The sequence below is a fragment of the Vibrio sp. SSH13-20 genome, from assembly GCF_040104475.1.
GTDB classification, from domain to species: Bacteria; Pseudomonadota; Gammaproteobacteria; order Enterobacterales; family Vibrionaceae; genus Vibrio; species Vibrio harveyi.
In genome coordinates this window covers 900,101-925,532 of the sequence record NZ_JBECOU010000001.1, presented here as the reverse complement: position 1 = coordinate 925,532, position 25,432 = coordinate 900,101, and the positions used below count along the sequence as shown (strand labels likewise).

25 protein-coding genes are annotated in these 25,432 nt (G+C 43.7%); 19 read left to right on the top strand and 6 right to left on the bottom strand.

Annotated elements, in window-relative coordinates:
* Positions 1 to 42: 42 nt before the first annotated feature.
* The gene (locus ABMY42_RS04095) at positions 43 to 1,434 is read right to left on the bottom strand and encodes an MATE family efflux transporter (protein WP_349266016.1); all 1,392 of its coding nucleotides are present in this window, start codon (positions 1,432 to 1,434) and stop codon (positions 43 to 45) included.
* Between the two features lie 155 nt (positions 1,435 to 1,589).
* Here ABMY42_RS04095 and ABMY42_RS04090 point away from each other — a divergent pair, with 155 nt between their 5' ends.
* The 3 genes from ABMY42_RS04090 (at position 1,590) to ABMY42_RS04080 (ending at position 4,486) form a co-directional block, all read left to right on the top strand.
* On the top strand, positions 1,590 to 2,447 hold the full coding sequence (locus ABMY42_RS04090; protein ID WP_349266102.1) for an AraC family transcriptional regulator: 858 nt from the start codon (positions 1,590 to 1,592) through the stop codon (positions 2,445 to 2,447).
* A gap of 155 nt (positions 2,448 to 2,602) precedes the next feature.
* Positions 2,603 to 3,790 (top strand): amino acid aminotransferase, encoded by a 1,188-nt coding sequence (locus ABMY42_RS04085; RefSeq protein ID WP_005446889.1) that lies wholly within the window; start codon positions 2,603 to 2,605, stop codon positions 3,788 to 3,790.
* 12 nt (positions 3,791 to 3,802) lie between these two features.
* On the top strand, positions 3,803 to 4,486 hold the full coding sequence (locus ABMY42_RS04080; RefSeq protein ID WP_349266015.1) for an ATP-dependent zinc protease: 684 nt from the start codon (positions 3,803 to 3,805) through the stop codon (positions 4,484 to 4,486).
* A gap of 107 nt (positions 4,487 to 4,593) precedes the next feature.
* On the opposite strand, the gene ABMY42_RS04075 is transcribed toward ABMY42_RS04080, so the two are convergent.
* Positions 4,594 to 5,130, bottom strand: a complete 537-nt coding sequence (locus tag ABMY42_RS04075) for a hypothetical protein (RefSeq protein WP_005446887.1) — start codon at positions 5,128 to 5,130, stop codon at positions 4,594 to 4,596.
* Between the two features lie 162 nt (positions 5,131 to 5,292).
* Positions 5,293 to 5,664, bottom strand: a complete 372-nt coding sequence (locus ABMY42_RS04070; RefSeq protein WP_005446886.1) for a NirD/YgiW/YdeI family stress tolerance protein — start codon at positions 5,662 to 5,664, stop codon at positions 5,293 to 5,295.
* 164 nt (positions 5,665 to 5,828) lie between these two features.
* Between ABMY42_RS04070 and ABMY42_RS04065 the strand changes: the two genes are divergently transcribed.
* From ABMY42_RS04065 to modC, 4 genes are all read left to right on the top strand, one after another.
* On the top strand, positions 5,829 to 7,280 hold the full coding sequence (locus ABMY42_RS04065; protein WP_349266014.1) for a cobyric acid synthase: 1,452 nt from the start codon (positions 5,829 to 5,831) through the stop codon (positions 7,278 to 7,280).
* A 90-nt stretch (positions 7,281 to 7,370) separates the two neighbouring features.
* Positions 7,371 to 8,123, top strand: a complete 753-nt coding sequence (gene modA / locus ABMY42_RS04060) for a molybdate ABC transporter substrate-binding protein (RefSeq protein ID WP_009696663.1) — start codon at positions 7,371 to 7,373, stop codon at positions 8,121 to 8,123.
* A gap of 12 nt (positions 8,124 to 8,135) precedes the next feature.
* The gene (gene modB, locus ABMY42_RS04055; protein ID WP_009696664.1) at positions 8,136 to 8,825 is read left to right on the top strand and encodes a molybdate ABC transporter permease subunit; all 690 of its coding nucleotides are present in this window, start codon (positions 8,136 to 8,138) and stop codon (positions 8,823 to 8,825) included.
* The gene (modC, locus tag ABMY42_RS04050) at positions 8,822 to 9,928 is read left to right on the top strand and encodes a molybdenum ABC transporter ATP-binding protein ModC (RefSeq protein WP_349266013.1); all 1,107 of its coding nucleotides are present in this window, start codon (positions 8,822 to 8,824) and stop codon (positions 9,926 to 9,928) included. The genes modB and modC overlap by 4 nt, the downstream gene beginning before the upstream one ends.
* 63 nt (positions 9,929 to 9,991) lie before the next feature.
* Here modC and ABMY42_RS04045 read toward each other — a convergent pair whose 3' ends face one another.
* Positions 9,992 to 10,429, bottom strand: a complete 438-nt coding sequence (locus ABMY42_RS04045; protein WP_005446880.1) for a DUF3069 domain-containing protein — start codon at positions 10,427 to 10,429, stop codon at positions 9,992 to 9,994.
* Between the two features lie 244 nt (positions 10,430 to 10,673).
* Here ABMY42_RS04045 and ABMY42_RS04040 point away from each other — a divergent pair, with 244 nt between their 5' ends.
* From ABMY42_RS04040 to ABMY42_RS04030, 3 genes are all read left to right on the top strand, one after another.
* Entirely contained in the window at positions 10,674 to 11,633 is a 960-nt protein-coding gene (locus ABMY42_RS04040; RefSeq protein WP_005446879.1) for a diguanylate cyclase, read from the top strand.
* A 14-nt stretch (positions 11,634 to 11,647) separates the two neighbouring features.
* Positions 11,648 to 12,625 carry a Solitary outer membrane autotransporter beta-barrel domain gene (locus ABMY42_RS04035; protein WP_349266012.1) on the top strand — a complete coding sequence of 326 codons (978 nt, stop codon included), beginning with the start codon at positions 11,648 to 11,650 and terminating at the stop codon, positions 12,623 to 12,625.
* Positions 12,626 to 12,900: 275 nt separating this feature from the next.
* Positions 12,901 to 13,875 (top strand): Solitary outer membrane autotransporter beta-barrel domain, encoded by a 975-nt coding sequence (locus ABMY42_RS04030; RefSeq protein WP_349266011.1) that lies wholly within the window; start codon positions 12,901 to 12,903, stop codon positions 13,873 to 13,875.
* Between the two features lie 25 nt (positions 13,876 to 13,900).
* On the opposite strand, the gene ABMY42_RS04025 is transcribed toward ABMY42_RS04030, so the two are convergent.
* On the bottom strand, positions 13,901 to 15,145 hold the full coding sequence (locus ABMY42_RS04025; RefSeq protein WP_009696667.1) for a GGDEF domain-containing protein: 1,245 nt from the start codon (positions 15,143 to 15,145) through the stop codon (positions 13,901 to 13,903).
* 254 nt (positions 15,146 to 15,399) lie between these two features.
* Between ABMY42_RS04025 and ABMY42_RS04020 the strand changes: the two genes are divergently transcribed.
* The 9 genes from ABMY42_RS04020 (at position 15,400) to ABMY42_RS03980 (ending at position 24,031) form a co-directional block, all read left to right on the top strand.
* Positions 15,400 to 15,768, top strand: a complete 369-nt coding sequence (locus tag ABMY42_RS04020; protein WP_005446871.1) for a late competence development ComFB family protein — start codon at positions 15,400 to 15,402, stop codon at positions 15,766 to 15,768.
* Positions 15,769 to 15,827: 59 nt separating this feature from the next.
* Positions 15,828 to 16,109, top strand: a complete 282-nt coding sequence (locus tag ABMY42_RS04015; protein WP_005446863.1) for an HlyU family transcriptional regulator — start codon at positions 15,828 to 15,830, stop codon at positions 16,107 to 16,109.
* Between the two features lie 435 nt (positions 16,110 to 16,544).
* Entirely contained in the window at positions 16,545 to 18,101 is a 1,557-nt protein-coding gene (locus ABMY42_RS04010; RefSeq protein WP_009696668.1) for a Re/Si-specific NAD(P)(+) transhydrogenase subunit alpha, read from the top strand.
* Positions 18,102 to 18,113: 12 nt separating this feature from the next.
* A complete protein-coding gene (gene pntB / locus ABMY42_RS04005) occupies positions 18,114 to 19,508 on the top strand; it encodes a Re/Si-specific NAD(P)(+) transhydrogenase subunit beta (protein ID WP_005446861.1) in 1,395 nt (464 codons plus the stop codon).
* Between the two features lie 188 nt (positions 19,509 to 19,696).
* A complete protein-coding gene (gene vxrA, locus ABMY42_RS04000; RefSeq protein WP_301182665.1) occupies positions 19,697 to 21,118 on the top strand; it encodes a sensor histidine kinase VxrA in 1,422 nt (473 codons plus the stop codon).
* Entirely contained in the window at positions 21,093 to 21,755 is a 663-nt protein-coding gene (gene vxrB / locus ABMY42_RS03995; protein WP_005446851.1) for a response regulator transcription factor VxrB, read from the top strand. The genes vxrA and vxrB overlap by 26 nt, the downstream gene beginning before the upstream one ends.
* Before the next feature lie 8 nt (positions 21,756 to 21,763).
* Complete coding sequence (locus ABMY42_RS03990; RefSeq protein WP_005446850.1) at positions 21,764 to 22,645, top strand: DUF2861 family protein; 882 nt, start codon at positions 21,764 to 21,766, stop codon at positions 22,643 to 22,645.
* A gap of 59 nt (positions 22,646 to 22,704) precedes the next feature.
* Positions 22,705 to 23,832, top strand: a complete 1,128-nt coding sequence (locus ABMY42_RS03985) for a conjugal transfer protein TraF (RefSeq protein WP_005446848.1) — start codon at positions 22,705 to 22,707, stop codon at positions 23,830 to 23,832.
* Positions 23,833 to 23,875: 43 nt separating this feature from the next.
* Positions 23,876 to 24,031 carry a YoaH family protein gene (locus ABMY42_RS03980; protein ID WP_005446846.1) on the top strand — a complete coding sequence of 52 codons (156 nt, stop codon included), beginning with the start codon at positions 23,876 to 23,878 and terminating at the stop codon, positions 24,029 to 24,031.
* A gap of 1,031 nt (positions 24,032 to 25,062) precedes the next feature.
* Here the strand turns inward: ABMY42_RS03980 and ABMY42_RS03975 are convergent.
* Positions 25,063 to 25,377 carry a hypothetical protein gene (locus tag ABMY42_RS03975; protein WP_005451803.1) on the bottom strand — a complete coding sequence of 105 codons (315 nt, stop codon included), beginning with the start codon at positions 25,375 to 25,377 and terminating at the stop codon, positions 25,063 to 25,065.
* Between the last annotated feature and the right edge of the window lie 55 nt (positions 25,378 to 25,432).

Below are 25,432 nucleotides of genomic sequence, written 5' to 3'. Positions count from 1 at the left end.
AAGAGTTACCTTAGCTCTTGCTTGTATAAACATAGCACAACCTTATAGTGACGCTGTCACACCAGAGTCATCATCAACCATGTTATTAATCCATCGCTTAGACTGAATTCGGTGAGTCGTTAGAATGCCTTTTACTAATTCTTCGACCAGGAGAGACATTAACACCCAATGCAGTGGTAAACCTAACACCATCCCAGTGTAGTAGGTAAGCGGTATACCAATCGCCCATTGACCAAACGTGTCGATGAAGATGCTATAGCGAATATCAGCGCCACTCTTTAATACGCCTCCAATACCAACCATATTAAACACGCGCAGTATCATGCCCAATGCGAGCACCAAACATACATTCAACGCCATTTGCTTGTCTGTGAGCGGGCTCATCTCTAACAAATTCAAAATCAAAGGCGAGCAAATCCATACGGCAAAGAACAAAATGGTTGCCAATACCGCGCTCGTTAATACATACCACCACGCGGTTTTCTCTACACGGTCATATTGCTGAGCGCCAATATCATTCCCCAACAGTACAGAAGCGGCAACAGCGAATCCTATAAAGGTTGAAATTAATACGCCTTCAATTGGTGATAGGAACGAGATAATCGCCAGTTCTGTTACGCCCAACTGACCATAAATGATGCTGTAGACAATCAAGCCGCCAGTCCACAACGCATCGTGGATCAGCATTGGCATAGAAACTTTGAAATATTTGTTTCGATACTTCTTTACTGTGCCTTCACGCCAATCTGAAAGAGTAGGGAGCAGATGTGAATACCGACGGCAAAAGAAGTAAACCAGCACCCCAGTTTGGAAAAAGCGTGAGATAAAAGTACCGACAGCAGCCCCAAATACCCCCCATTGTGGAAATCCGAGTAAGCCAAAGATCAAAACGGCATTGAGGAAGACATTCACAACGATGGCGGCAATACTGACGTAAGTTGGCATCTTCGCCTCACCGACGGATCTCAATACCGACTCAATGGGAACGACTACGGCGGTACCTAGGAGACTCAAACCAGTCACTACTAAGTATTCTCTCGCATAACCAACATACTCAGGATCGTCCGCCATAAAAGAGACGATTTCTTTGTCATAAACCACGTACAGCCAAATGAATGGCAAAGTAACTACCAGCGAAATAAACCAGGATTGGGCGAGTGTTCTGCGTATGCCAGAGAGGCTTCCAGAGCCATAATATTGAGAGGCTAAAACCGTTACTGCACCACACAATCCAAACACCACGGCGAGATTAAAGAAAAAGATTCGGTTACCAACGCCAACCGCCGCTGTTGCCGATTCACCTAACTGACTCACCATAAAAATGTCCACTGCGCCGAGCAGTGAAAACAGCATGGATTGCAGCGATACAGGAACGCCGAGCGCAATCAGTTTTTTCCAAAATGCTTTGTCTATATATTGACGTGTTAAGAGCATCGCATTTCTCCTCTAAGAACAATGCGAGTAGTTTATCCGTATGATTTGGCGGTGTATTTTTCGAAGACATCCAAAAGTTTTGTCAAACTATCCAGTGTTTATCGGTGGTTTGATAGAACACGTTTGCCGTGAGTGCATTTGTGAGCCATCGAATCATGGAAGAGAAGCAAGAACGTTACACCATTTCAGAAAAGACCTATCAAGAGTTCATCGACCACACTCGCGTGCTTGCTCTTGAAGAAAGAGGCATCGTCCAATGTGGAATTGCTACTTGTCGAGAGTTCTTTTCCGTTTATCGAAAAAACCAGAAGAAACACATGTTGTTGTACACGGTTCGTGGCAAAGGCTGGTTGGAGAGCGGAGCCTGTCGTTATGAACTGGAGCCCGGATCGTTAGTGATCGTGCCAGCAGGTATCGAAAATGGCTTTGGAATGGAAGACGAAACGTGGCAAATCGCGTGGGTGTTTCTTTCCCAAGAAAAAGAATGGTCAATGGTGAATGACGCGATTGAGTATCAACTTACACCAGCACCAGAAGTGATGTATTTCTGTATTCAGACTCTATTGCGAAGTATCAATCTACCTATCGATTACGGCGGTGAAGTCGGTGCATACAGCGTTGCCCAGTTAGAGCTCATGCTGAATATGCCGAACTCAGATTCCATATCACGCAACCAGTTAAAGTTGCGCCGCGTATTTGACTTGGTTCAGAGACAACTCCATAAAGAATGGACGGTAGAACAACTTGCAGCCTTGTACCCATGCTCTGAACCCCACTTGCATCGTTTGACCCAACAACAGTTTGGGCGAAGCCCAATGGCACACCTAACTCGGATGCGAATGGAGTATGCTGCGCGTTTGTTGCGTTCAACAGAATGGTCAATTCAGCACATCGGTGAAATAGTAGGGTACCCAACGGGCGCCAACTTCAGTACACGATTTAAAGCTTGGTCGAGCATGACGCCACGTGAATTTAGGAAAAACGGCAAGCTAGATTCAAACTTCAATGAGTGAATCGTTCTTTTTATGACCGATTGAGTTCATAAAATTCCCTAGGCACCAGAATTTTGTACTCTAATTGGCGAAATGTGTGAAAAATCATTTCGCCATTTTTAACGAAAGTGTTACCGTGAGGTTCGATACTTGAATTTCAAAGGGTTATGACTTTCATGTTTTCTAATCTACCAACTCCCGTATTAGATCCTATTTTATCTCTTTCCGTCGCATATCGCGGCGATGAACGTCCAAACAAGGTTGACCTTGGTATTGGCGTGTACAAAAACAGCGCTGGTGAAACGCCAATCATGAAAGCCATTCAAATGGCACAAGACGTGGTTGTCGAAAACCAAAAGACCAAATCCTACGTTGGGCTTGCAGGCTGTGAAGAATTCAACCAAAGCATGATCGATCTACTTCTGACGGGTACGTCAGCAACAGATCGTGTGGCAGCGATTCAAACGCCCGGTGCAAGCGGTGCGTTGCGTATGCTGGGTGACCTAATGAAGGTTGCACAACCAGATACGACGGTTTGGATTTCAAACCCAAGTTACGTAAACCACAAGCCAGTGATGGAAGCGGCTGGACTTAAGGTGAAGTTCTACCATTACTTCTCGCCAGAAACGAAACAAGTTGATACAGCGAAAATGCTAGAAGACCTCTCTAAAGCAGGTCCTTCTGATGTCGTGCTTCTGCATGGCTGTTGCCACAACCCAACGGGTGCAGATATTGATTTTTCTGCGTGGCAATCAATTACAGAGCTTTCGCAAAAGAACGGTTTTACCCCATTTGTGGATATTGCTTACCAAGGCTTTGGTGACGGTCTAGAGGAAGACGCAAAAGGTCTCCGCTTTATGGCTGACAACGTAGAAGAAATGCTGATCACAACCTCATGTTCTAAGAACTTTGGTTTGTACCGTGAACGTACTGGTGCTGCGATTGTGATCGGTAAAAACACGCAAGACGTGGCGAATGCAAAAGGTAAGCTTCTGACGTTAGCACGTTCAACTTACACTATGCCGCCAGATCACGGTGCAGCATTGGTGAAAACCATTCTTCAAGATGCCAACCTTACTTCAGTTTGGAAACAAGAATTGAACGAAATGCAGCAACGCTTGCTGAATCTTCGTCAAACTTTGTGTAACGAATTGAGAAACAACCATAATACAGATCAATTTGATTTCATCGAGAGCCACAAAGGCATGTTTACTGTGCTAGGCTTTAGTGAAAACCAAATGGCGCAACTGCGTGAAGATTATGGCATTTATGGTGTCGGTGATGGTCGTATTAACATCGCTGGTTTGACCGAAACTCATATTCCTTACGTTGCTGACGCGATCCAAAAAGTATCTCAACGTTAATTGGGAGAGTTAATGAAGAACTGGAAACTGATTCTGCCGCTAATGATGAGCGGCGGTCTTATTGCTTGTACATCTACACCGACAACCACTGAGCCTGCTGAGCCTGAAACAGAAACGCCAGTTGTGGAGCAACCGGTAGAGAAGCCGGACGTAAAACCTGAAATCGAGCCAAAACCTGAGGTGAAACCGGAGCAAAAACCGGAAACAAAACCTGAGAAAAAGCCGGAGCCAAAACCAGAAAAGCCAGCTAAGGTTCAAAAAACGCCTGATGGCATGCTGGTCCTTGGTGCAGAAGAATGGGTTTACGTACCAGCGATTGACCGCACATTTAAAGCTCGCATTGATACAGGAGCAACAACGTCTTCTATCAGCGCAACCGAAGTGGTTCCGTTCGAGCGTGATGGTAAAGATTGGGTTCAGTTCAAAATCGATATCAACGGTAAAGCAAGTAAAGAATTTAAACTTCCAGTAGAGCGTTGGGCAAAGATACGTCAGTCTTCTTCGGAAGATGTTGATAAACGTCCAGTTGTTGTTGCTTACATCCAGGTAGGCGACCTAAAAGAGCAAACCGAGTTTACTCTAACAGAGCGTGGACATATGAAGTTTCCGATGCTCTTAGGACGTAGCTTTTTCCGAGATGTCGCTGTTGTGGATGTATCAAAAAAATACGTTCAAAACAAACCAAGCGGTAAGTAGTTCATCGTTTGGAAACTGAAACAAAAGAAAGCCTCTCAACTGAGAGGCTTTCTTAATTTTTTCAATAAGTTAACCGAGTTTTAGTTCGCTTGGTTAACCTGTAGAAGTTAGTAAGCGAAACGCGCTGACAACACAAGTTGTTGACCGTAAGTACCGTTATCTTTCAAATCAGCACCTAAAGATAACTGTTGAGTCGAATGGAACCTTGCACCAAGGTTGTAAATCGTTTTTGAATCATCATTATCGATTAATTGGCCAATTCGACCGTGCAATTCGATGTTCTGCATAAACCAAACGCGAGTACCGATGTTCACTTCGGTCTTCCATTCGTCACCGACAAGATCACCACTGTCTTTTTTAATGTTGTGAACCAGCATTTGACCATAGATATCAGCAAACTGACCTGCCGGACCATTAAAGCCAATACCACCGGCGATGTCCCAGTCACCACTGAACTCACTGTCTGCGCGTCCAATAAAATGCGTGTTTTCTGTAAAGTATGTTGTGACTTCGCCGCCAAACGTGCCTGGGCTTGTACCCATGCGGAATTCCATCATGTTGTAATTGAAATTGTTAGCGTGTGCGGCAAGTGGCAAAACAGCGCACAAACCAAAGGTTGCTACCTTTAGAGCTTTACCTAGCATGGGTGTCTCCGGCAAAAAATAATACGAACGAAAAAAAGGTCTGCAAAATGCAGACCAAGATTTACAAAATATCATTATAGGTGTTTCCCGTCACCCTATGCACTAGGACAAAGTGCGCATGATCAATGTTTTATTGCCCAAATTGGCGTTGAACGGGCAGAACTACATCACAACTAAATGTTCGACTTCGATTTCCGGTTTGCTTCCGCCTTCAAACTCACCGAATAGACGTACTTTTGTCGTTTGGTCAATAGGAGTTGTTAGTCGAATATCATCATCCAATTCAACCATGATTTCGCCAGAGCCATCGCTGAAGATAAATTGGTCAGCACGAGTTTGACGTAGTAGATTGCCTTCTACGACAACGTCTTTCTCTGTAAACATGCTTGATTCTTTGATCAACGCATCTACCTTTTCTACCGTTACAGGTCCATTAAATTGGATGCTTGATTGACCGTGGTTGTGGTCTTTAGCCATTGCAACAGTAGGAGCGATAGCAAGTGCAGCGATAGTAGCGATTACAGTATTTTTCATAATTTGGTTTCTCTATATAGGTGTTCGTTTTTGATGGTGCTATTAAAACAAACCGTATTTGAACCATTACTGATTCGAACATTCATATTCGATTCATTTTCTTGAGTCCGATACTGAGATAACGTTATGATTGTTCACCTTCTTTTTTCTCTTATTAAACGTTCATGAAATCACCAATCCCTTCATTAATGGTACAAGGCACGACTTCTGATGCCGGAAAAAGCGTCCTTGTGGCAGGTTTATGCCGTGTACTAGCCCGTAGAGGGATAAAGGTTGCCCCATTCAAGCCACAGAACATGGCTTTAAATAGTGCAGTAACCAAAGATGGTGGGGAGATTGGGCGTGCTCAAGCAGTGCAAGCGCAAGCGTGTAATGTCGAACCAACCGTTCACATGAACCCAGTGCTAATCAAACCGAACAGCGATACAGGTGCACAGATCATCTTACAAGGTAAAGCTTTGTCGAACATGGATGCTGTCGGATTTCATGATTACAAAAAAGTGGCAATGGGAACCGTATTGGACTCATTTTCAAAACTGGTGGATGAATACCAATCCGTCATGATTGAAGGAGCAGGCAGTCCGGCAGAGATTAACTTAAGAGAAAATGACATCGCCAACATGGGCTTTGCAGAAGAAGCCGACGTACCCGTTATTATTATCGCGGATATCGACCGTGGTGGTGTGTTTGCCCATCTGTATGGGACGCTAGCGTTACTATCCAAATCTGAACAAGATCGCGTCAAAGGCTTTGTGATTAATCGCTTCCGTGGCGACATCAGCTTACTTGAATCTGGTCTTGATTGGTTAGAAGAGAAAACGGGCAAGCCTGTACTGGGTGTATTGCCGTATCTTCACGGGCTAAACCTCGAAGCAGAAGATGCCATTACGGCACAGCAAGAGCTGTCTTCACAAGTGAAACTCAATGTTGTGGTACCAGTATTAACCCGCATTAGTAATCACACCGATTTTGATGTGTTGCGTCTTAATCCAGACATTAACCTTCGCTACGTTGGCAAGGGCGAAAAGATCGACAAAGCCGACCTCGTGATCTTGCCGGGTACTAAGTCAGTTCGAGACGATTTGGATTATCTACGTAGCCAAGGCTGGGATAAAGATATTCAACGTCACATCCGTCTGGGTGGCAAAGTCATTGGCATTTGTGGTGGTTACCAGATGCTTGGCAACGTAATTGACGACCCAAATGGCGTAGAGGGTCAGCCTGGTTGTAGTGAAGGTCTTGGTTTGTTAGACATCACTACAACTCTAACCGACAGTAAACAGTTAACGCATACACAAGCGCAGCTTTGCCTAAACGGTAAGACAGCAGACGTGAAAGGCTATGAGATTCACGTTGGTCGAACTGAAGTTAAGAGCGCTCAACCTCTCAAGTTAAATTCAGGGGAGGCAGAAGGATCGCTGAGTGAATGTGGCCAAATTATGGGAACTTACCTACACGGGTTCTTCGATGAGGCAGATGTGTTGAGCTTGGTTTCAGAGTGGGTAAACGGCACTCAAATAAAACAACAAGACTTTGAAGAGTTAAAAGAACAGGGCATTAATCGCATTGCGGATGCGATAGAACAACATATGAATCTTGACTTTCTGTTCAAATAAAACCAGTTTTTAACTGTTTGAAGCACAAATAAAAGTGGACAGATAGCTCCACAGTTTCAACTTCTGCCTGCCTAGAACCGGAGTGTTTTTATGAAAGCATGGAAAATACATGCTTGCCTAGTGGCAATATTGAGCGTTTCATCAGCAGCAAACGCAGCAACTGAATTAAAAGTCTACGCAGCTTCGTCAATGACCAACGCGGTCAACGATATTGCACAACAATTCGAGACAAAGTATGACGTAACGGTCACGCCTGTTTATGGGGGGTCTTCGTCTATCGCTCGCCAGATTTTAAACGGCGCACCTGCAGATATTTTTATCTCGGCAAACACTAAGTGGATGGATTACTTAGTAAAATCAAAAGCAGTAAAAAATGACAGTGTCACTAATTTAGTGCGAAATAGCCTAGTTTTGATTGCACCAAAAGCCTCAACAATCGAGCCTTTTGATTTTTCAGATGCAAATGCATGGAACCAAGCATTAGAAGGTAATCGTCTCGCTTTAGGTAACCCTGTATCTGTTCCTGCTGGTATGTACGCGAAAGAATCGCTCACCAACCTTGGTGTTTGGAAGAAACTAGAACGCCAAATTGCACCTGCAAAGAACGTTCGTTTAGCTTTAGCGCTCGTTGAACGTGGCGAAGCCCCATTGGGCGTGGTGTATAAGACGGACGCACTTTTAACAGATAAAGTAAAAGTGGTGGGCGAGTTTGCAAATGACACTCACGCGGACATCATTTACCCAGCAGCGATTGTTAAAGACTCTACGCAATCCGAGCAATTTTTCGAGTATTTGAAATCGGACGATGCTAAAAAAGTGTTTGCACAGTACGGTTTTCAATAAAAAGGGCACAGAGTGACAGAACTTGAATACCAAGCCTTAATACTGAGCCTTAAAGTTGGAGCATATGCTGTCCTGTGGTTGATTCCTTTGGGAATTGCTTTTGCTTGGTTACTTTCACGAAAAGAGTTTATCGGTAAGTCTATTCTAGACAGCTTGATCCATCTGCCATTGGTTTTACCGCCAGTGGTAATAGGTTATCTATTGCTGATCTCGCTTGGTCGCCAAGGCTTTTTGGGGAATTGGCTATATGAACATTTTGGTTTGGTATTCAGCTTCAACTGGAAGGGAGCAGTGGTTGCTTGTGTTGTTGTAGCTCTACCTTTGATGGTGCGTTCCGTCCGTCTGAGTTTAGATAATGTTGACCCAAAACTTGAGCATGCCGCATCGACGTTAGGCGCATCACCTTTGAAGGTGTTTTTTACGATCACATTGCCTTTAACCATTCCCGGAATTATTACCGGAACGATGTTGTCTTTTGCCCGTAGCCTTGGTGAATTTGGTGCCACAATCAGCTTTGTTTCTAACATACCAGGCGAAACCCAAACCATTCCTTTGGCGATGTACAACTTCATAGAAACGCCAGGAGCAGAGATAGAAGCTGCTCGTTTGTGCGTTATTTCCATTGCTTTAGCACTGTCGACCTTAATGATCTCTGAATGGTTAAATCGTAAAGCGGCTTCACGTTTGGGAGCTAAGCGATGAGTATCAAAATTCAATTTAAACAATTACTTGGCGAAACTGACTTTGACATTGATCTGACGTTACCGGGTAACGGAATAAGTGCCTTATTTGGTCGCTCAGGAGCAGGAAAAACAACGTTAATCAATGTGATTAGCGGATTGGTCACACCCCAACAAGGCAAAGTGTCCATTGGGGAACATGTTCTTTTCGATAGCGATGTTGGCATTAATTTACCCACGCATAAACGCAGAATCGGTTATGTCTTCCAAGACTCGCGTTTATTCCCGCATTACTCAGTGAAAGGCAATTTACTCTACGGTGTCGTGGAAAAAGATGAAGATTATTTTGATAAGGTGACAGAACTGCTAGCTATTAAGCCGCTACTGAAACGCTTTCCAATCTCTTTATCCGGTGGTGAAAAGCAACGTGTCGCTATTGCAAGAGCGCTTCTTTCCAATCCTAATCTACTTTTGATGGATGAACCTTTGGCGTCTCTAGATATGCCGCGTAAGCGTGAAGTAATGCCATTTTTGGAAGAGCTGTCTGAGCAAGTCAATATTCCAATCGTATACGTTACGCATAGCTTGCAAGAAATCTTACGTTTAGCGCAGCACCTGTCGATTCTAGACAAGGGGCGAATCATGACGTCTGGCAAGTTAGAAGATGTGTGGGCATCTCATGCCATGCGCCCTTGGCAGTCATTCTCGGACCACAGTAGCTTGTTTGAAGGAAAGATCGCGACTCATCACGAGAAATACGCGTTGACGTGTGTGAAGCTCGCACCAGGAGCTTGTCTGTGGGTGCAAAAAGTCGATGGCGAGCCAGATACGTCAATTCGTCTTCAAGTACGTGCTAACGATGTTTCTATTGCGTTAGAGAAGCCTGTTGGCACCTCTATTCGTAACGTCTTGGCAGCAACAGTCGCTTCCATAGAAGAGCTGAATACAGGTGAAGACAAGCAAAGTATTACCGTTTCGCTCAAACTAGATGAAGAGTGCCATTTGTGGGCAACGATTACGCCATGGGCATTGGACGATTTGAACCTAAAAGTCGGCGATGCCGTCTACGCTCAGATAAAAGGCGTAAGTGTTACACAACGAGATATTGCGTTAGCTCATCACTGATTACCAGAACCTCAAATACACAAAAGGCCGCAGATGCGGCCTTTATTTTGAAGAGTTTCGGAATTACTTCACGAATACTTCTTTGAATTCACGTTTAAGAAGAGGATCGCGACGTGCTTTCTTAAGTTGCTTAACCATGTCTTTCACGCAGTTGTGTAGAACATTGTCTAGCAGTTGAGCACGGTAGTCTTCTTTGTCTTCATCTGTCATGTTTTCTGGCAGATTTAGTGTCGGGAATTCTTCCATTACATTTAGGCCAGCAAAAGCTTGACCAACAGATACTAGAGCGTGGAATTGCTCGAAGTTGTCCAGAATGTTTTGTGCACTCGCTGGCATTTCATCCCAAGATGCACGAACAGCTTCTTCAGACACTTCATGGATAGAGGTAACCATCTCGAACATTTGCTCAGGAACTTCGTCAAACTCGATAACTTTGCGCAGTTCTGGAGAAATAGTTTCTAGATCGATTTTTTTACTTTCGTTGTTAGTTGCTTCTGACATGGTAAGTCCTGTTAGTACATAAGTGCGCACATTACTTTTAGTGCATAGTGTAACCAGATTACAGTGGCTCTCGTTACAAAAGGCGGGAATATTAATACCAAATGCATCAAATAGCTACCATAAGAACTATTTGATTACGTGACCGTTCAACAAAAAAATATAGCACTAAATTTGTAGCGTAATGCAACAAGTCTGTGAGTATGATATATGTTTAATAAAGACTGATAAAAGAATGGAACGCGCTATGCAACCGACAGGGACATCGATGCGCATTCTGTTAGTTGATGATGTTCAACTAGACCGAATGCAGTTGGCTATCCGATTAAAACAACAAGGTCATATAGTTAAAGCCGTTGGAAGCGGGCTGGAAGCACTCAATACCTATGAAAGCTTCGACCCAGAGCTCGTATTGCTCGACATTGCGATGCCCGACATGAATGGCTTCGAAGTATCGCTTCATATCAGAGAAACCTTCCCGGATTGGATTCCTATTATCTTCTTAAGTAGCCATGAAGAGCCAGAAATGATCGCGAAAGCGATAGAGGCGGGCGGTGATGACTATTTGATAAAGCCGGTCGACAAATTGGTGCTCAATTCTAAACTAATGGCAATGCAGCGTATTGCCCACATGCGTCGTGAATTGAAGCAAGCAACCGCGCAACTTGAAGAAATGAATTCGCGTCTGCAGCAACAGGCGAACGAAGATGGTTTAACAAAGCTGTATAATCGACGCTATATCGATCATAAACTTGAAACCATGATCGCGTGGCATGGTCGCCATCATATGCCGATGGCGTTAATTCTTCTCGATGTAGACTTCTTTAAGCCATTTAATGACAACTACGGTCATATAGAAGGGGATCGATGCTTACAAGCAATCGCAAACCAACTCAAAGCGACATTCTGCCGTTCAGGAGAATATGTAGGTCGTTACGGCGGTGAAGAGTTTGTCATTTTACTGAACAGTACAGACGCCCAGACCGCAGAAAGAGAGGCGGAGCGAATCCAAGAAGCGATGTACTTCTTAGATTACCCACATGCATACTCTAGCGTTGCAAATAGAGTGACAGTGTCACAGGGCGTGTTTGCATTTCAGCCAACAGGTAAGGATAATGTCGCTGAATTATATGCGACTGCAGATAGAGCACTTTACACATCAAAGTCGCTAGGTCGCAATACGTATACTGTAGTAAATGCAAGTTAAATCAATACGATAGAATGAGATACACGCTAGTGACATTGTCACTTATTTCGACTGTTACTTTTGCAAATTCAGCGCAAGTACAGCAAACCTTACAAAAAGAGTTTGAGCGTAATTTCGCAATTGGCATCGTCTTATCCGATAGTGATGTGTTTACGTTAGGATTTCACGATTTTGACCCAAACAAATACCTAAATATCGACAATGAGGATATTGGTACCCAAGATTCGATTGATTTGAGAAAACAGGTCGCAATTTCGACGCTACCTTATCACCTTTCACTGACTGACAACGAACAAACGAAGGCTCGATACAACTTAAAAGGCAGGTTGTACGCACTCAGTATTGATCAAGATGTCACGGTAAACGATGATAAAAGACCTGACCGAAACAAAGAATTGATTCTAGGCGCGTACAATGAACTCCAACGTCAAGACACTCTCTCTGAACACCTCACGCTAAGCACCGCAGCAGGTGCCCATTTTATGTATTATCGCAACGACTATGATTACCGTAGCGATGCTCTCGATAACTTGAAGCCCTATCTAGAGGGAATTTACCTCAATACCGATGCGTGGGCATTGGTTGGTGAAGTTAATGCAGAGCTCAAATACTTAGAAAATGAAAAGTGGGGGAAATGGTACGTTTGGTCTTCGCCGCATTATTTTTACGGTGCCGGCTGGGGCGAAGGTAATAATGGCGATGTGGGTAACCCTGAGGGCTGGTACTGGGTCAATGGCGTAAAGCTTTTCTATGATTTTACTAAGGTGGGTCGCACGGTTCAGTCTGTTTATACAAGCTTTAATCGAGTAGATGTCGGTGGCGATACCAGTAAACCGATGAATACTTCATACTATTATGAAGCAAGCGTCGGCTGGTTGATGACACCGCCATTCAAATCCGATTGGATTGACAATGTCGGACTAGGTCTGACGATCAACTACGGCAGCGCACTCAAAGGCGGCAGTTTGGTTTTGTTCTTTAATCAAGAGTAGAGTCAGTCTATCTCTCTCGGTTGAATTTTGTTCGGATGAGGGACGCCTAGTCAAAATTATTTTAGGCGAGGCAAGGACTGTGTCGTTTAGCCTTCCAAACAAATACTGCTTAATAAACCAGCATAAAACCGCTTGAAAACGCAACCGCTCCTAGGCATAAAGAAAACATTTGCATTTATTTCTTCTCCAAGCCAAAATCGCGCCCCATTTTGCTTAATAGGAACATAAGCACATAAACCAAGTCATGGAACGGCGATAACAAACACATAAGAGTTATGCGTAAGTTGGCTTGTCTGGCGATGGTTTTCGCCTCTACTTCTTCTTATTCCAGTACGGTTCAAAAACAACTTCAAAAAGAGTTCGATTATAACTTTGCATCCAGCATTGTGCTTTCTGACAGCGATGTTTTCACGTTTGGATTTTCAAACTTCGACCCTAATGAGTTCCTTAACCTTGATGATGAATCGTTGGGTGACAGTGAATCCGTCGATTTACGAAAAAAAGTCTCTGTGATGTCTTTGCCATTCAGTGTTCCCGTTAACCATTATCGTTATTCTCCTTATCAAACTAAGGTAAATGGAAGGGGGTATTTACTGTCTGCTCAACAAAAAATATCCGCATTTGAGTCGAGTACACCCGACGAAATGGATGAGTTGACTTTTGGTGGCTACTTAGAAGTCGAACAGGAAGCGTATCTCAACCGAAATGTAACGTTAAGCGCGGCGGCAGGTACACACGTCATGTATTACCAAAATAACTATGCGTACCAGAGTGATACATTAGAAGACTATAGAGACCAGATTGATGGCGTTTATGTCAACACGAGCTCTGTCGCTATGGTTGGTGAACTTAACGCGACTGTAAAATACAGCCCTTACGGTCATTTTGGACAGTGGTACTTTTGGTCCTCACCACACTATTTCAATGGTTTTGGCATCAATCTAGGGAAGGGAGATGATGCTATTAATCCCGAAGGTTGGTACTGGGTCAATGGCGTGAAAGTCTTCCATCGGTTGGCTATTTGGCAAAATATGGTCCAATCGTTTTATACCAGTTTTAATCGTGTAGACATTGGTGGAGACACGAAAAAGCCGTTAAACACAGACTACTACTACGAAGCAAGTATGGGCTGGTTGATGACTCCGCCAGTCAAAATTCCGTTTGTCGTTAACATCGGTGTGGGGATGAGCCTGAACTATGGTAGTGCATTCAAGGGGGGAAGCTTGGTGCTTTTCTTCAACCAAGCATAATGTCCGTACATTGATGTAATACGGATTAAGCGTGGCAGAACCTAACGCAGTTTCTGCCTGCTTTTTTCGCCTTGTACAAGGCGTCATCCGCTAACTTAATAACATCAGCAGGATTGCGAGCACTGCGGCTGTCTGCCACACCAAAACTTGCCGTTACTGACACGGTTTTCTTCTTCGGATCGGTATTACCACGTTTTTTACGACCTTGTTTGTTATCTTCAGGACGGTTGTCTTGATCGCGTAGAATCATTTCATATTGTGCAATCAGTTCGCGAACTTCTTCCACATGCGTTTCGCAATCTTCGGTGTACTTGCCTTTGAAAACGATCGTGAACTCTTCTCCACCAAAGCGGTATACCTTGGCGCCGCCCTGGGTTTTCATTAGGCGAGAAGCCACCATCTTCAATACATCATCACCAGTATCATGCCCATAGGTGTCATTGAATTTCTTAAAATGATCCACATCGAGCATCGCAATGGTGAACTTTCGCCCCATATGTTTTAAGTCTAAATCTAATGCGCGGCGGCTTGGGATGAGCGTCAGGCTGTCAGTAAATGCCAGCTGATGACTTGCTGATGTTGAGTAGATGATGATCAACAATCCAGTTAGCGTGAACATGGTGCTAGATATGTATTGAACATCGAAGAAAATAAACGTTGCTGATGCCAGAACCATTGCAGAATAGGTCATTGCATGGATGATCTTGTTCTTCTTAAGCACTAAGATTCCAAGAAAACAGACAATGCCAATGCAGTAAAGCACCAAGACCAAAGGAAGCTTGGAGATACTCGGTACGATAAACAAGATACCATTAGTCCACTGTTCAAAGCCGCCTTCGACGTAATACGTCAATGTTACGTAAGACCAAAACACAAACAGGATCAACATCAACATGTACGTTAGGGTTGCTCGTGAATCGAAGCCTTCTTTATTGAAGAGAAAAACAGCTAAGAAAGACACAGGAAGCAAACTTGCGAGGATGGTAAGCTCTAAAAGAGCTGTGCCAGTTTGAAGTGGTACCTGTAAGCGGTGCTGAATCACAAAATAAGCGAGGAGCATAGCGATACACACCATGGACTCGCGACCTTGCTTGAACGAGTAACACATTAGTAGTGCACAGCCGAGCAAAATATACGGCAAGTTTGCAGCGATTCCCCAGTTCGACTGAGTCATCTGAATAATGCTATCCATACCCACGCTGACCATACCCAATAACAAAATTGGGAATAGAAACCTAAAGCCTGGGGAGGTCATTAAAGATGAAGCCATCTACTACAAATTACCTTCAAATAGTTGAATATATCTAATGAGTTACATTAAGCATTCAATTAATACCGTGTGTGAACAGTATAAATTCACATGCTTTCAAAACTAACAAGAATACGTGTATTTAGGAAATTTCCAAGCATTTTACAGTCAATGCTTACAAAAAGAGAGAGGTTGATTAAATTAAGAGCAATCAACAAGTTGCATGTAACTTGTGGGTGCTATACTTTCAAAGTGTTGAACAAAGGAGAAAATCGATGCAGATCAGTTCAGACGTACACAATTACATGGAAACTTTGGTAGGACAGGTGCTTGCTTCAGAGCAGTATATCGATGAGTTTGACAATGAGCAGCTCGCCGATATTGCCTGCCTCGCGCTCATACAGTTAAAACCGGTTTATATTCGACACGACATCGATTTTCTTTCTGCACTTCCTGAGCGAAAGCTGGCTCAGTTTAAGCAAAGTGTTGATATCGCAGTCCAAAATGCAGCGGCAATGATCCTAGAAGACAGACGCAAAAATCGTAACAATGATGTGCCTGTAATTTTGTCCCATACCAGTTATGATGAAGACAAAGAACTGGATTGGTTCGAAAAACCGATCCTCAACGTCAACATAAAATAATCGATGTTCATTAGTATCTAAGAGAAGGTACAGATAGTGTGCATCCCCAAGGAGGAACCGTGGGATTCTTTTCACGCTTGTTCGGTGGCAGTGAAAAAGCTGCTGAAGTAAAAACGGTTGAACCAGTTGAGTACAAAGGGTACCTAATCTATCAAGAAAGCCTTTCAGAAGGCGGTCAGTACCGTATTGCTGGACGTATCGAAAAAGACTTTGATGGCGAAGTGAAGTCACATCGTTTTATCCGTTCTGATTTATTGGGTTCAGAGCAAGACGCCAATGAACTGATGCTCAAAAAATCGCAGATGTTTATTGACCAAATGGGTGAAAAGATCTTCGATTAAGAATTCACTGCAACTTGATACGAATCATCTTAAAGAGAGCCATTAGTGTATATGCTGATGGCTCTCTTTCTTTTTTAGGCTTAAATATCTGTTAAATAAGCAGTTAGAGTGTGTCTGGTTAGACCTCTGCTTAGTCATGCTAATCGTTGTTATTTTTCAGCGCGAAGTGGAGAATTATTCATTCCGTGGCGTTATATGTAATGAAATTTAGTATTTTTATTACAAAACACTTGAAGTCACGATTGACGTTAGATAAAAACAGAATAATAACAGGGCTGTTAGTCAAGATGTGACTATGCAAGTGGGTGACCCCAAACACCATCATTCGTTTGCATTTATCTTGCGTCGTAAACAGATAGAAATAAAAAAGAATTAGAGTAGAGCTACGCTCTGTTTTGGGACTAATTATTGATATGTATACAAGGAGTATGCGTTTTGCAAATCGGTGTACCTAGAGAAATACTCGCAGGTGAATCGCGAGTAGCTGCATCACCAAAGTCGGTTGAGCAGTTAATTAAGTTGGGGTTCGATGTCGCTATCGAATCTCAAGCGGGGGTGCTAGCCAGTTTCGACGATGCAGCTTATGAAGCCGCAGGGGCGAAAATTGTATCTAGTGAAGAAGTATGGACATCAGGCTTAATCCTTAAAGTCAATGCGCCGCTCGTGGATGAAGAGAAAGGCATCGACGAAATCGCATTACTACAAGATGGCGCAACACTAGTAAGCTTCATCTGGCCTGCTCAAAATGCAGAGTTAATGGAACAACTTTCTAGCAAGAACATTAACGTTCTGGCAATGGACGCCGTTCCTCGTATCTCTCGTGCGCAAGCATTAGACGCACTTTCTTCTATGGCTAATATTGCTGGCTATCGTGCAGTGGTTGAAGCTGCACATGAGTTTGGTCGATTCTTTACTGGTCAAATTACGGCAGCAGGTAAAGTTCCACCAGCGAAAGTGTTGGTTGCAGGTGCCGGTGTTGCGGGTCTTGCGGCGATCGGCGCTGCTGGTAGTCTTGGTGCTATCGTTCGCTCTTTTGATGTTCGTCCTGAAGTAAAAGAGCAAGTTGAATCGATGGGTGCAGAGTTCCTGACTGTAGACTTCAAAGAAGACTCGGGCTCAGGCGACGGCTACGCGAAAGAAATGTCAGATGAGTTCAACAAAAAAGCGGCTGAGCTGTACGCAGAGCAAGCTAAAGACGTTGATATCATCATCACCACCGCACTAATTCCGGGTAGACCGGCTCCGACGCTAATCACCAAAGAGATGGTGGATAGTATGAAAGCCGGTAGCGTTATCGTTGACCTTGCAGCAGCAAATGGCGGTAACTGTGAATACACTGTAAAAGATCAAGTCATCACAACGGCTAACGGCGTGAAAATCGTTGGTTACACCGATATGGTAGGTCGACTGCCAACGCAATCTTCTCAGCTATACGCGACCAACCTTGTAAACCTTCTAAAGCTGCTGTGCAAAGAGAAAGATGGCAACATCAACATTGATTTTGAAGATGTTGTTCTTCGCGGTGTCACTGTAGTGAAAGAAGGCGAGGTTACTTGGCCTGCACCACCGATTCAGGTGTCTGCGCAGCCACAAGCTAAACCACAAGAACCTGTTAAGCCACAACCTAAAGTTGAAGAACCAACGTCACCAGTTAAGAAGTTTGGTGCACTGGCAGTAGGCGTTGGTGCGTTTGCGTGGGTAGCGTCTGTCGCTCCAGCAGCTTTCCTGTCTCACTTCACCGTGTTTGTGTTGGCGTGTGTGGTAGGTTACTACGTAGTGTGGAACGTAACACATGCTCTGCATACTCCTCTAATGTCTGTAACGAACGCGATTTCGGGCATTATCGTAGTAGGTGCACTGCTACAAATCGGTCAGGGTAATGGCGTTGTTACCTTCCTATCATTCATTGCTGTTCTCATTGCAAGCATTAACATCTTTGGTGGCTTTACCGTGACCAAACGTATGCTTGAAATGTTCCGCAAAGATAAATAATAGGAGTAACCAATGTCTGCAGGATTAGTACAAGCGGCATACATCATTGCTGCGCTATTTTTCATCTTGAGTCTCGCGGGACTTTCTAAACAAGAATCGGCAAGAAACGGTAACTACTACGGTATTGCGGGTATGGCGATCGCGCTTATCGCGACGATCTTCAGCCCAAATGCGGAAGGTTTTGCGTGGATCATTATTGCAATGGTGATCGGTGGTGGTATCGGTATCCACTACGCGAAGAAAGTAGAAATGACTGAAATGCCAGAACTGGTTGCGATTCTACACAGCTTTGTAGGTATGGCAGCAGTACTTGTTGGCTTTAACAGCTACTTAGAGCCACCAGCACCAGTTTCAACTGACCTTGCTGGTATGCACGCTGAACACGTGATTCACCTTGTTGAAGTATTCCTTGGTGTATTCATCGGTGCAGTGACCTTTACCGGTTCTATCGTAGCGTTTGGTAAACTGCGTGGCATCATCTCATCATCGCCACTTAACTTGCCTCACAAGCACAAAATGAACCTTGCGGCGATCGTCGTTTCTACGCTTCTTATGATTTACTTCGTAAAAGCTGACGGCAGCATGTTCGCATTGATCATCATGACGCTAATAGCGTTTGCATTCGGCTACCATTTGGTTGCATCGATTGGTGGTGCAGATATGCCAGTAGTCGTTTCAATGCTGAACTCATACTCAGGTTGGGCAGCAGCAGCGGCTGGTTTCATGCTAGCAAACGATCTTCTGATCGTGACTGGTGCACTGGTTGGTTCTTCAGGCGCCATCCTGTCTTACATCATGTGTAAAGCAATGAACCGCTCATTCGTGAGTGTAATTGCAGGCGGCTTTGGTCAAGAAGTTGTGATTTCCAGTGATGAAGAGCAGGGCGAGCATCGTGAAACGTCAGCTGAAGAAGTTGCAGAAATGCTGAAGAACTCAAAATCAGTGATCATCACTCCGGGGTACGGTATGGCAGTAGCTCAAGCGCAATACCCTGTTCACGAGATTACTGAAACGCTACGCGCTCAAGGAATCGAAGTTCGCTTTGGTATTCACCCAGTAGCGGGTCGCCTACCTGGTCACATGAACGTACTGCTAGCGGAAGCTAAAGTTCCTTACGATATCGTGCTAGAAATGGACGAGATCAACGATGACTTCCCAGAAACGGATACGGTTCTTGTTATCGGCGCGAACGATACAGTTAACCCAGCAGCACTAGAAGATCCAAATAGCCCAATTGCAGGTATGCCTGTATTGGAAGTTTGGAACGCGCAAAACGTAGTCGTATTCAAGCGTTCAATGAATACTGGCTATGCAGGTGTTCAGAACCCATTGTTCTTTAAAGAAAACACCTCAATGCTATTCGGTGATGCGAAAGAAAGTGTCGAGGCGATTTTCAAAGCACTTTAAAATAAGTTGCTTTAAAACTAATCAAGGTCAGCATTCGCTGGCCTTTTTTTGTGCTCTTTCAATGTTATAGTACTGCAAATCCTTAAGCCGTCTAATGTCATTTGCTTGTTTATTGATGTATAGTTCTGGCTAATATAACAAGTAACGGTAACAGTTTGATTAAACAGTTTTTGCTCCGTTCTGCTCTAATGCTGCCACTTTTTTCGGCACCCGCATTTGCAGATTCATTACCAGAACGAATAGATACATTTACAGAGCTATTTAATTATGAAGTGGCTCTTAAATCGTATGATATACGCATACTGCAATCTAACTACCCAACTAAGTTGCTTTCTCCGGATTCAATGCTGCCACAAACCGCAGATTACCCGCTGAAAGACATCCAGCAGTTGTACCGTTTGGCGAACACATGTCGCGGAAAATTACCGTTAAGCCCTTTAATTACTGAACCTTTGGTGTTTACGCGTGCCATATGTAAAGGGACGCAGCTTACACCACGTTGGTTTTCTCGAAGCGGTCTGATCCACCCAGGTGGTGGTACATACGCAGCGCGTTATGCGGAAAAGTATCCTGAGCTACGTAACAAACTTGCTCAGTACATGCATATCAAAGAGAGAAGTAATGATGAAGGAGATGAACTGCTTTCTAGCCTGCAAAACATGGATGACGATGCAATTAATGCACTCATCGCTGGTGCAAGTATGTTCATTGAAGGCAAAGAACTGTGGCTTCGCCGTGGCGACCATTATTTTGTATTCGCTAAAAACGTATGGCAGGAGAACGTTGCAAACGCCGGTCTGTCTTACGGTTTAGCATCAGAAAGCCGAAGCTGCTTCGTAAAACGTGGCAACATTTGTTGGGATGTGGAAGATCACTCGCAAGTGTTGCGGATCAGTATGATCATCCTCGTCATCGCCAACATTTTGTTGGTGATCGGTTGGGCGGTATATCGTTGGAATAGCAAGCGTGAAGAAATGCGCAGCCGTATGTTGGTTCTGCAAATTTTAACGCACGAACTGAGAACGCCGATCGCATCATTGTCGCTAACTGTAGAAGGGTTTCGTCGAGAGTTTGAACACCTTCCGGAAAGTGTCTACGATGAATTCCGTCGATTGTGTGAAGATACGCGCCGATTACGCCAGTTAGCAGAAGCAAGTAAAGATTATTTGCAATCTGATAACCAAATGCTTGCAACAGACTGGGTTCCATCCGTTGCAGAATGGCTAGAATATAAGATTGAAGAAGAATTTGATAACGCTGTACTTTTCAAAATTAATGAAGATGTAGCTGCGAAAGTTAACGTGTATTGGCTCGGGACCTGTATCGATAACTTGCTGCGTAACGCATTGAAGTATGGCGAAGCACCGGTAGAACTTCGTGTTGAAACCAGTGCAGAAAAAATCATTATCCAAGTCATAGATGCCGGCAGCTTGACTGCAAAAGATTGGGCAAACCTAAGAAAACCGTTTGTTAGTAAGAGCGGACTAGGGCTTGGATTAACAATAGTTGAATCAATGGTAGGCCGCATGGGCGGAAAAATGTCCCTAATGGGACCACCTACAACCTTTATATTGGAGATACCTTGTGAAACAGACACTGCTTCTCGTTGAGGACGATAAAAACTTGGCTGACGGCCTGTTAGTAAGCCTGGAACAAGCAGGATATGAGTGTTTACATGTGGAGCGTATTTCAGACGTTGAGCCACAATGGAAAAAGGCTGACTTAGTCATTCTCGATCGCCAACTGCCTGATGGTGATTCGGTACAATCACTTCCTGAATGGAAAAAAATTAAAGATGTCCCAGTTATTCTGCTGACTGCACTGGTGACAGTTAAAGATAAAGTTGCGGGTCTTGACTCTGGCGCGAACGATTACTTAACAAAACCGTTTGCTGAAGCGGAGCTATTTGCACGTATTCGTGCACAGTTGCGTGCACCAGATTCAGCAGAACAAGGTAATGCCGATAAAGTCATGACTAAAGACCTAGAAATCGACCGTGCAACACGCGAAGTCGTTTTCAAAGGGGAGATGATCACTTTGACTCGTACCGAGTTTGACTTGTTATTGTTCTTAGCATCAAACCTAGGTCGTGTCTTTACTCGTGATGAGCTACTTGACCATGTATGGGGTTACAACCATTTCCCAACCACACGTACTGTAGACACACACGTACTGCAGCTTCGCCAGAAGTTACCAGGTCTTGAAATCGAAACGCTTCGCGGCGTTGGTTACAAGATGAAAGCGTAAGAACAAGAATGAAAACACTACTTCCTGTAGTTCTATCATTACTGTTAGTGAAACCAGTCCATGCAACGGACTGGTTTCAATCCAACACACCGCTGACACAAGCACACCAACATCTTTTAGAAGATGACCTCGGTGGCATGTTCAACTCTCTTGTCGAACTTTGGCAAAGTGAACCTAATAAAGAACTAAGACCACACCTTAATGACTTGCTCGCTCAATCACTATCAAAAGACTGTGGAAAATCTTTAACGGGAGTGACTCTACCGGAGTGGATAAGCGGGATTAACGTTATCCGTCAAACCATACAAAGCCCCGGGCGTGATACCTATCGCTTAGTCGTTAAGCTACGTGCAACAACCGACATCGATGACATTTCTTTTCGTCGTTGGGTTGATAGCTCAATCTCGGCGGATAGTTCTTTTAACTACGAAGAGCCTCAACAAGGGACGGAATTAGCCAACGAACGTAACTTCCTCAAGCGCTATAACCTTACGGGTAAACTAGACGCTGGCTTATACCACCTATCTGTGACGACAAAAGACAAACGCACTTACAGAACTTGGGTAATATTAGGTGATTCAAATTCTTCACAATATGTTCGTTGGACCTCCAAAGAAAACTGGAAAGTAGAAAAGAGCGCGCTACGCAACCCGCATTGTCCTTTACCACAACTTGAAGTCGGACTTTACGATTACGTTGAAGGCCAGTATGAACAAGTGTGGAAAAAAACGTATGAGTCGAATTATCCAAACTCATTAGAGTTAGAGGGAATACCAAATGATCGCTATGTTTTAGCTGTAAGTATCAACAGTCGTCGTTGGCAAGGTGACATTATTGTTGAGCAAGCTCAAACTATTAGCCGAACCTATGATGTTTCTCTCGAAGAATAGCTAAAGAAATTACATTTGTGCCGATATAAGTTCAGGAAGAACGAAAACACAAGTGTAGTATGAAGACACAATTCAAAATTTTAGCCACCACCATGACTGCAGCGCTGTTCTCCGGCGCTGCTTCTGCTGCAACTTACGCAATTGAAGCACGCAGTGATGCGATGGGTGGAGTGGGCACTGTATCTGCCTCTTACCTAACCGCGCCATTCTTTAACCCAGCACTGACCGCAATCTATCGTCGTAACGATGATGCAGGCATGATCGTGCCAAGTTTCGGTATCAATTATAACGACCAAAACGGTCTGATTGATGAAATCGAAAGAATCGGCAAACTCACAGATCCAGCAGAGATCGCAAAAGGTCTGAATGGCATCAACGGTCAAAAAATGGATTTCGATATCGGTGGTGTTGTTGCTGTTGGTATCCCTAACAAATTCCTATCTGCGACCGCTTACGGAAAGCTCTACACAGAATCCTTTGTTCAACCGGAAGTTAACGACGTTACGGACATCGACAAAAACTATGTTCGAGGCGTTTCAATCGGTGTAGCAGAGGCGGGGATCTCTTTAGCGAAATACGCTAACTTCATGAATCAACACTTGTCCTTTGGTATAACTCCAAAACTGCAGCGTATATACACTTACTCATACGCTACAAGTTTTGCGTCTTTCGATACCAAAGATCTTCGCGAAAATGAAACCGCAGAAACCATGTTTAACCTAGATGCCGGTGCATTGTGGTTCTTCGGTCCTTACCGATTAGGTATTTCAGCTAAAAACTTGATTGGTCGTGATGTGAAAACAAAAGCGTTTACGTTCACTCAGGGCGGGAATAATTACAACATCAATTCATATGAGTACAGCATGCGTCCCCTTTACACTGTGGGTGCAGGCTACGTAGCGGACTACTTTAGCTTCAGCGTTGACTACGATTTGAATGAAGAGAAAAAGTTCTCTACGTTCGATGACAACACTCAAATGATTCGTGCCGGTTTCGAAATCGATGTACTGCGTCAACTAGCTCTGCGTGGCGGTTACATGAAAAACCTAGCGCGTTCGGATGACGAAGGCACAATTACTGCAGGTATCGGACTGTCACCGTTAAATCTAATCGAAGTAGATATCGCCGCACAGTACACTAACGAAGACGCAATGGGGGCTTCAATTAATTTCCTTGCGACCTACTAAGCGAATCGTTATAGTCAGCTCCTCACAATGAGGAGCTTTTTTTATGTTTGACGATTTACCACCTCTGTCCCACGAAGAACAACAACAAGCTGTTGAGCGCATCCAAGAATTGATGACGAAAGGGACGAGCACAGCAGAAGCAATCAAGATTGTTGCAGAGCAGATTCGAGCCGAATACGCAGCAAAGCAACAAAGCTAAGAAAATTCCAAAGAGCAGGGCAATGACCCTGCTTTTTTGTATCTATCGAAAATCAAATCCTCCCGCAGCAATAGTCCCGCCAATCAATTAAAATTCGACGTTACCACGTCACTAAAAACAAGCGCAAAACAACTGTTACCACTAGAGTAATGAGTTAGTAAAATTTTACTAACTTGCATTAACCATCGCGCACTCAGGCTGGGGTGAATGTATGGCAATCACATAAAAACAAAGCAAACAGGCTATATTTCAATGAGTTACGAAAGAACAAATCTCCACAACGAACAATACCAAACAACCATTGTGTAATTTAATTACAGACCAATTATTTGTGAATAATTTTGGTAGTGATTTATGCTGTAAAAATCTAAAAGAGACAGCGTCACAACAAATTTTCAGAACTTAGCTTTTGAATAACGGGCTATTAGAGAACAGTAAGCGCTTGCGAACAAAATTTGGTCGAGACACAAATTCCCGCCTTAAAATAAGGCGACATCAAAAAACAATCGGATTAGGGGTATGAAGAAATAAAATCTAAAGCAGTAGAATCGATGTAAATGATCTTCAAGTTACATCTATGCGTGTCTATGGAGGGGTAAGCGTTTTACTAAGTAGTTACCGCGTCACAACGAAAGACTGGAACAGAGCCAAGTGTAGATTCACGCTCTCGTTCAAATAGCCGTAGTAGGCTACTACCATCTCTAGATGGTCACACGGAGCAGTGAAAAAAGAACCAGGAAGAAACGAGACGAAGAAGTTTGAATTACATTATTTCGAGAAAGAAATGTATTACCCGTCTAAGCATCATGTACAAACATTAAGCCAAACACTTAAACCTTGCGACGAGCTTCAGACCTACACTAATGATGATTTACATACTGGCAATCGACTCGCTACCTTTGTCATGTCTATTGACCTAGACAGGCTTCAAGAAAGTTAAGTTTTACGTACCAATGATCAGTGAGAAGCCTATTAAAAAGCCGAACCCTTGGCGATGGGGTTCGGCTTTTTTGCATGAAGCAGAGAGAAAGTTAGAAGTTGTATTGCGAAATTTGAGTTGGGGTACCAATGTCAGTCATTGGTTGTGATGCTTTAATCGTGTTGATCTTCATTTGACCACGGTTGAACCAAAATTCAACTCGTTCACCATTGGTTAGCTTTAAGCGATAACGGGTCTCTAAGCGTTGAAAAGAGCCATTGCATTCAAAGTCCTCATATTGGATGTCTAACCCGACAACCTGATCTTGCTGATGACCATTGTTAAAATAGAAATGGTTCGTTTTGAAATCTGCCTGTTTTAATAGATCCAGCATCAATGCTAGCGAATCCGCTGTGAAAATAACCATACGATGGTTCTCCTACCTGTCTTGTCTTATTTATATTGTTTTATTTAGAGCTGCG